Source organism: Kitasatospora sp. NPDC093558, assembly GCF_040683475.1.
Taxonomy (GTDB): Bacteria; Actinomycetota; Actinomycetes; order Streptomycetales; family Streptomycetaceae; genus Kitasatospora.
In genome coordinates, this window is the sequence record NZ_JBFBDY010000024.1 from 24883 (window position 1) to 32367 (window position 7485).

The 7485-nt window shown below is 73.1% G+C and carries 7 protein-coding genes; 3 read left to right on the forward strand and 4 right to left on the reverse strand.

What is annotated here, in order from left to right; all coding sequences use genetic code 11:
• Positions 1–201 precede the first annotated feature (201 nt).
• The gene (gene purD, locus AB0O00_RS05090) at positions 202–1449 is read right to left on the reverse strand and encodes a phosphoribosylamine--glycine ligase (RefSeq protein ID WP_363648712.1); all 1248 of its coding nucleotides are present in this window, start codon (positions 1447–1449) and stop codon (positions 202–204) included.
• Positions 1450–1817: 368 nt separating this feature from the next.
• Here purD and AB0O00_RS05095 point away from each other — a divergent pair, with 368 nt between their 5' ends.
• Positions 1818–2603: an SLATT domain-containing protein gene (locus AB0O00_RS05095; protein ID WP_363648713.1), complete on the forward strand. Its 786-nt coding sequence runs from the start codon at positions 1818–1820 to the stop codon at positions 2601–2603.
• A gap of 110 nt (positions 2604–2713) precedes the next feature.
• Here the strand turns inward: AB0O00_RS05095 and AB0O00_RS05100 are convergent, their stop codons facing one another.
• From AB0O00_RS05100 to AB0O00_RS05110, 3 genes are all read right to left on the reverse strand, one after another.
• On the reverse strand, positions 2714–3361 hold the full coding sequence (locus AB0O00_RS05100; RefSeq protein WP_363648714.1) for a hypothetical protein: 648 nt from the start codon (positions 3359–3361) through the stop codon (positions 2714–2716).
• A 117-nt stretch (positions 3362–3478) separates the two neighbouring features.
• Positions 3479–4459, reverse strand: a complete 981-nt coding sequence (locus AB0O00_RS05105; RefSeq protein WP_363648715.1) for a GntR family transcriptional regulator — start codon at positions 4457–4459, stop codon at positions 3479–3481.
• A 171-nt stretch (positions 4460–4630) separates the two neighbouring features.
• Entirely contained in the window at positions 4631–5428 is a 798-nt protein-coding gene (locus AB0O00_RS05110) for a carbon-nitrogen family hydrolase (protein ID WP_363648716.1), read from the reverse strand.
• A gap of 173 nt (positions 5429–5601) precedes the next feature.
• Here AB0O00_RS05110 and AB0O00_RS05115 point away from each other — a divergent pair, with 173 nt between their 5' ends.
• Together AB0O00_RS05115 and AB0O00_RS05120 are read left to right on the forward strand one after the other, a co-directional pair.
• The gene (locus tag AB0O00_RS05115) at positions 5602–6423 is read left to right on the forward strand and encodes a maleylpyruvate isomerase family mycothiol-dependent enzyme (RefSeq protein WP_363648717.1); all 822 of its coding nucleotides are present in this window, start codon (positions 5602–5604) and stop codon (positions 6421–6423) included.
• A gap of 156 nt (positions 6424–6579) precedes the next feature.
• Positions 6580–7398 carry a BRO family protein gene (locus AB0O00_RS05120; RefSeq protein WP_363648718.1) on the forward strand — a complete coding sequence of 273 codons (819 nt, stop codon included), beginning with the start codon at positions 6580–6582 and terminating at the stop codon, positions 7396–7398.
• The last annotated feature ends 87 nt before the right edge of the window (positions 7399–7485 follow it).

Below are 7485 nucleotides of genomic sequence, written 5' to 3' on the forward strand. Positions count from 1 at the left end.
TGCGGGTGCTGTCACTCGATGGGCTGGAATCCGGCCGCCGAACGGTGCGCCGCCCACCACGGCCGCCCCGGCCCCGGAACGCCGCAGGGCGCTGCGTCCATGGGGGTGTTTCCCATGACGCGGCGCCCTGCGGGGTGTGCTGTGCTCGACGGACCGCTGCGCGACGGACCGCTGCTCGACGGACGGCTACGCGACGGACGGCTACGCAGTGGCCGCCTTGAGCGCGATGTCGGTGCGGTGCTGGCCGCCCTTGAGCGAGATCCGGTCGACGGCGGCGTACGCGCGACCGCGCGCCTCGGCGAGGTCGGCGCCGGTCGCGGTGACGGACAGCACCCGGCCGCCGGCGCTCAGCACCCGGCCGTCCCCGTCCGCCGCGGTGCCGGCGTGCAGGACGAACGCGGTGCCGTCCGCCTCGGCCTCGGCGAGGCCCTCGATCGGGTCGCCGGTGCGCGGCGCGGCCGGGTAGCCCTCGGAGGCGACGACGACGGTCACGGCCGCGTCCTCGCTCCAGCGCAGCGGCTCCAGCTGGTCCAGCGTGCCGGTGGCGGAGGCCAGCAGGACGCCGGCCAGCGGGGTGCGCAGCCGGGCCAGCACGACCTGGGTCTCCGGGTCGCCGAAGCGGGCGTTGAACTCGATCACCCGGGTGCCGCGCGAGGTGAGCGCGAGGCCGGCGTAGAGCAGGCCGGAGAACTCGGTGCCGCGGCGGCGGAGTTCGTCCACGGTCGGCTGCAGGACCGTGTCCAGGACCTCCTCGACGAGACCGGCGGGCGCCCACGGCAGCGGCGAGTAGGCGCCCATGCCGCCGGTGTTGGGGCCCTCGTCGCCGTCCAGCGCGCGCTTGAAGTCCTGGGCGGGCTGGAGCGGGAGGACGGTGGTGCCGTCGGTGATCGCGAACAGCGAGACCTCGGGGCCGTCCAGGAACTCCTCGATGACCACGCGCTCGCAGGCGGCGGCGTGGGCCAGCGCGGCGGCGCGGTCGGAGGTGACGACGACGCCCTTGCCCGCCGCCAGGCCGTCGTCCTTGACGACGTACGGCGCGCCGAAGGCGTCGAGGGCCTCGGCGGCCTCCTCGGCGGTGGTGCACACGTAGGAGCGGGCGGTCGGGACGTTCGCCCCGGCCATCACGTCCTTGGCGAAGGCCTTCGAGCCTTCGAGCTGGGCGGCCGCACCGGACGGGCCGAAGACGGGGATCCCGGCCGCGCGCACGGCGTCGGCGACGCCCGCGACCAGCGGGGCCTCCGGGCCGACCACGACGAGGTCGGCACCGAGCCGCCCGGCCAGGCCGGCCACCTGGGCGCCGTCCAGCTGGTCGACCGGGTGGACCGTCGCCACCTGCGCGATGCCGGCGTTGCCCGGGGCGCAGTGCAGCTCGGTGACGGCGGGATCTTGGGACAGGGAGCGGCACAGGGCGTGTTCGCGGGCGCCGCCGCCGATGACGAGGACCTTCACGGTTGGCAAGGGTAGTCGGTGGCCTGTTCCGGCCGCTCTCCGGTCCCGTGGGAACGTCCAAGCAGAGAGCTCCGTACGCTCACGATGTCGGAGGATCCTCCAAGGCGGGGCCCCGGTGATCGGCGGCGGGTGGCCGGGTCAGGACGGCGGGTCACCGGGGCCTCGCTCGGACGGGTGAAATCTCGCCGACCCCCGCATCCCTCCGACCTCGTGTTCCGGTGGCCGAATCCGATAACGATCAAGGGGGAAGCGCCCCGCGGTCAGCCATTTGGCGGTAAGAAGTGCTGTTGGACAACCACCGGCAGACGTTCCGTCAGCCGGACGCGACGCCAGACCCAGCCGCCCGCCCGCCACAGGGAGCCCCACAGGTGAGCCAGCCGGAAATGCAGCCCGAGGAGAGTGCCTGGGGCAAGGAGATCGGCGAGGAGGACCAGCCCGCCGCCGCGGTCGCCCGCCGGGCGTCCACCCGCCGCCGGACCGATCTGAGCGCGCGCCAGTTCCCGCTCGGGGACTGGGGCGAGCCGGCCGAGCGGCTGGAGGAGCTCTACCGCTGGTCCGAGGAGCGGGCCGTCGAGGCGATCGAGTGGTACCGCAAGGACCGCGTCTGGAAGCGCCGCTGGGCCCGCCTGCTGCGCTTCGGCACGGCCGGCTTCGCGATCGGCGGGGTGTCCGCCCCGCTGGTGGACCTGACCGGCACCGTCGCGCACGGCACCAGCTGGGGCTACGTCGGCCTGGCGCTCGCGGCGGCCTGCTACGGCACCGACCGGGCGTTCGGCCTCACCTCCGGCTGGATGCGGGACGTCAGCACCGCGCAGGCGCTGCAACGCCGCCTGGAGGCCTTCCAGTTCGACTGGGCGTCGGAGTGCGTGCGGGAGGTGCTCGGCCCGACCGAGGGCACCGCGGGCGAGGCCGCCGAGCGCTGCCTGGGCGTGCTGCGCCGGTTCTGCGAGGACGTCTCGGACATGGTCCGCACCGAGACCTCGGAGTGGATGCTGGAGTTCCGGGCGTCGATGACGCAACTGCCCACCCAGGCCCCCGGGACGTGGGGCGGGCGCACCGAGACCGGTGTGGGCGCCCAGGTGCGGGTGCTGCCCCCGCCCGGCACCCGGCCCACCATGCCGCGCCAGCGGCCGCCGGAGGGCCCGCTGCGGTAGGCGGCCGTCGGCACCCGGGGAGGCCGGCTGTCGGGTTGTCCGACTGAAGGGCTGTCGGGGGCTGTCAGGCTCGGGCTCGGACTGTCCGGCTCAGGCTGTCCGGCTCGGGCTCAGGCGAAGACGATCATCGAGCCCTGGGAGACACTCCGGGTCGCCGCCGCGTACAGGCCCGCCCACGCGTGCCGCTCGCGGGCGAAGGGGTGCAGGTCGTCCAGCGGCGGGCCGAACGGCTGCTCCAGACCGGTCGGCCCGAGCGGCTTGGTCGGGGCCGGCGGGTTGTACGGGTCCAGGCCCAACACCGGTGCCACGGCCTGGAGTTCGCGCAGCAGTCCGTGGCTGGAGCCGAGCGGGCCGCCGACCGCGAGCAGCGCGTCGTCCACCAGCGGCACCGCGAACTCGATCGGCACGTAGGCGCCCGCGTGGTCGAAGTGCCAGACCAGGTGGGACTGTTCGGCGCTGCTCTCGAACATCTCCAGCAGCTGCTCGTAGTCGCCGCCGAGCGAGTCGACCGGCGTGATGTCGAGGCCGGTGAGGCCCAACAGGTAGGCGCGGCGCAGGAAGTGCAGGGAGTCGTAGTCGAAGGCGGCTATCGGCTCGACGGCCCCGCTGATCCCCGGGACGTACTGGTAGACCGGCACCTCGGGCAGGCCCCGCGAGGTCAACACGCTGTTGTACAGCGCGAGGTCGTCCCGGAAGGGGTTGTCGGGGCTGTGGCTCAGCACGTCCACGAGCGGGACGAGCCAGAGGTCGCAGGCCATGGCCGGCTCTTCCTCTCCGGGCGGGGAGTCGTCCGCGCGGACGGGGACGACTGCGGTCGGCGGGTACGGCACCGGGACGGGCCCCGACGGGGGCGCCCGGTACGACGACCGCCCACCCTACCGGCCCGGCGCGCGGTGCGGGTCGGGCCGTCCCTGCGGGTGCTCGGGGGGCGGCTCGGGCAGCCGCCGGCCGAACCGGCCGTGCGGGATCGAGCGCGGCTGCGGCACCAGGCCGAGCCCGAGGCCGAGCTCCCGGCCCAGCTCACGGCCGACGTCCTCGCCGCGCCGCGGGCGGCCCGCGCCGGGTTGCGCGGGGCCCGGCTCGGCCGTCGGCGGCTCGGCCGGCGCGGGGGCCGGCTCCCCCTCCACGGACTCGGTGAGCAGCCCCAGCACGGCGACCGACTCCAGCGGCTGCCCGGCCAACTCGGCCAGCAGCCGGACGGTGAACAGGTTGTACTCGCAGATGATCCGGTGTGCCCCGGCGAGGTCCCGCGCCTCGATCGCGTCCACCAGGTCGACGTGACGGTCCCAGCACACCCCGCCCAGCGCGGACAGCTCCCGCAGGTAGGACGCCGCGAACATCCAGGACTGCACCCGCAGCCAGTCCAGGTAGGCGCCGATCCGGCGGTTGCCGAGCAGCCCGGCGACCTCCTGCCAGAACCGGCGGTCGCAGCCCACCATCACGTCCAGGTTCCCGGCCCTGGCCGCCCGCACGGCCGCGTCGGCCCGGCGCCGCAGCGAGGGCAGCCGGGTGAGGTCGGGCAGGGCCCGGCGGGCGCGGTACTGGCGGTAGTAGCTGTCGGTGAGCAGCACCCGGGACTCGAAGATCTCCAGGAAGTCGTCCCAGCCCAGCTCGGGCACGGTGAACCCGCGGTGGTGCTCGGCCCGCAGCAGGCCCTGGGCGCCGAGGTCGACCAGCGCCTCGCGGGCCGGGGTCGCGGAGACGCCGTACAGCTCGGCGATCTCCTTGACGGTGAAGTTGCGGCCCGCCTCCAGGCGGCCGGCCATCATCTCCTCGCGCAGCGCGCCCGCGATCTGTTCGCGCAGGCTGTTGCGGCGGATGACGGGACGGGTGTCGCCTGCGCCGTTGCCGGCCATGCGCGCGACCTCCTCGGGCGGGCCGACCGGCCGCCCCTCGGCGGACCGGCCGAAGAACGGCTGGGAACACGACGAGTGCTCATCTTCTCAAACCCGTCCGGAGCAGGTACAAACCAACCCCGGGAACGTCCGGCACCCGCCCCGCCCGCCGCCTTCCGCCGCCTTCCGCCGTCAGCGCTGGACCGGCGCCGGGATCCCCAGCAGGCGGTCCCGCAGCACCGGGAACTCCGCCCGCGCCTTGGCCACCTCGGCCGGGTCGAACTCGACGGTCAGCACCTGCTCCCCCGCCCCCGCCTCGGCCAGCACCCGGCCCCACGGGTCCACCACGATGCTGTGCCCGGCCTGCTCGACCCCGCCGTGCGTCCCGGCGGTGTTGCAGGCGAGGACGTACGCCTGCTCCTCCACCGCGCGCGCCCGCGCCAGCAGCGTCCAGTGCTCGCGCCGCCGCTCCGGCCAGGCCGCCGGGACGACCAGCAGCTGCGCGCCCGCGTCCAGCAGGGCCCGGAACAGCTCGGGGAAGCGCAGGTCGTAGCAGGTGGCCAGGCCCAGCGTGCCGAAGTCGGTGGCCGCCGTGACGATCTCCTGCCCGGCGCCCATCACCACCGCCTCGCCGCTGTCGAAGCCGAAGCGGTGGATCTTGCGGTAGGTGTGCACCAGCTCGCCGTCGGGGGCGAACAGCAGCGAGGTGTTGTAGATCGGGCCGTCCGGATCGCGTTCGACGATCGAACCGGCGTGCAGCCAGACCCCGGCGGACCGGGCGGCCGCCGCCATCGCGTCCGAGGTGGGCCCGTCGAGCGTCTCCGCACCCTCCGACCAGAGGTCGTAGGCGAAGCCCCCGAGCGGCCACAGTTCGGGCAGGACCACCAGGTCACAGCCGTGCTGGGCCCGTACCAGGGAAGCCGCCCTGGCCCGTCGCTCGGCCGGCGGCTCGGCGTCGGAGACCGCGAGTTGGATCAATGAAGCGCGCACAGTACCACCGTCCACGGCAAGAGTCCTACGATCGTCACCCGAAAGCGCTGCCCGGCTGTCACCCGGCAGCGTAACGTGCGGTTAGCGTGTGCGCCCGGAGGCCGGACCAACCCGGCCGGCCGGCGGGGCAGGGTGCGCGCGGCAAGGCAGCTGACGGAGGGCCGGAGATTCCCGTGACGGACAACCAGACCGTGCAGGCGCACACCGAGGCGTGGACGCAGAGCATCGAGTCCATAGCGGAACTGGTGACCCCCCTGCCGGAGGGCTCCTGGAACCGCGCCACCGAGTGCCCTGGCTGGTCCGTGCGGGACGTCGTCTCGCACATCATCGCCGTCGAGTCCGAACTGCTCGGCGACCCCCGCCCGATCCACTCGCTCCCGCGCGACCTGCGCCACGTCACCAGCGAGTTCGCCCGCTACGTCGAACTGCCGGTGGACAAGCGCCGCTGCCACACCGCACTGGAGATGACCAGCGAGCTGGAGTACACGATCATCCGCCGCTCGCGCGCCCTGCGCAACGCCCGCCAGACGCCCGCGGAGCCGGTGCGCTGGCCGGCCGGCCCGTTCGCCCGGGACGTGCCGTACCACGAGCTGCTGCGCCTGCGGGCCTTCGACGTCTGGGTGCACGAGCAGGACCTTCGCCGCGCCCTCGACGCGCCCGGCAACCTGGACTCCCCGGCCGCACTGCTCGCCCGGGACGTCCTGCTGGAGAGACTGCCCAAGGCCGTCGCCCACAACGCGGGAGCCCCGGCCGGGACGACCCTCGTACTCGACGTCACCGGCCCGGTCGAGTTCCTGCGCACCGCCCGGGTCGACGCGGCCGGCCGCGGCACCGTGGACGAGTCGGTCAGCCTCGCCCCCGACGTCCAGCTGACCATGGACTGGGAAACGTACGTCCGCCTCGCCTGCGGCCGCGGCCGCCCCGGCCCGGTGAGCGTCGAGGGCGACAAGGAACTGGCCGAGCGGGTGCTGGCCACCTTCTCCGTCACCATCTGACCCCCTGGCGCGCACCACCCGGCGTACACGCACAACCGTGCGCCGGGACGGCACGCCTCGTGCATCCGTACGTCAACGTGGGACCAGCACCCCACTCGTTCGACCTCGTTGTTCCGAGCAGTCCTGCCATCACTCGGAAGAAGGAGGGGCGTCCCCATGGACGACGCACAGGAAGAACAGATGGTGCTGGTCCGATCGAGCTTCCCGGTCACGGGCCAGCCGATCAGGGTGGTGATGATCGACGGGGACCCGTGGTTCGTCGCGACGGATGTGTGCCAGGTCCTTGACCGACGCAATCCAGCCCAGGCCGTCAGGGCGCTGGAATCCCACCAGCACCGCACCGTCGACATGCGAGCAGTAACTATCACTAAAACTTACAGTTACGACGTTTCCGCAGGTCACAAACTGTATAGCCACGCGAATCCGTTCCTGCGCGTGGTGAGCGAGGCAGGCCTCTACGCCCTGCTGATGAGGTCCAACAAGAAGTCGTCCAAGCCGTTCAGGGACTGGGTCACCCGCGAGCTCCTCCCCTCCATCCGTCGAGGGGACGCCGACATCCCCACCCAGCAGCAGCGGATGGCGGAGACCCTCACCGAGGCGATCGGACAGCAGGTGCAGATCATCGCCGAGATCGACCACGAAGACTGGCCCGGTGTGGTCATCCACTCGGACGGAACGGTGCACTGCCGCCACGGGGAAATGGTTTTCCACATGCCGACACAGGAAGAGGACAGCGGCCCACCCTTCGGCGCCTACTACGCCTGCCCGTCCGTGGAACGAGTCGGAATCCGCGGCAGCCGGGTCATCCCGGGCTGCCCGAAACTGAAGCTCGTGGACCTGATCCGCCTGCGACGCGAAGCGCAACACGAGTCGGCTCCACCTGACCACGGGCTCATGCACGCAGAACTCCACGGCGCCCGGATCTACGGGACGCCCCTACAGATGGCCGCGATGATGCGGGAGTACGGTCGCTGACGTATGCCCCCGGTATGAGTGAGTTCAACTCACTCATACCGGGGGCATTAACCTTTCCGCCGAGTGACACCCATGGCGCGCACCACC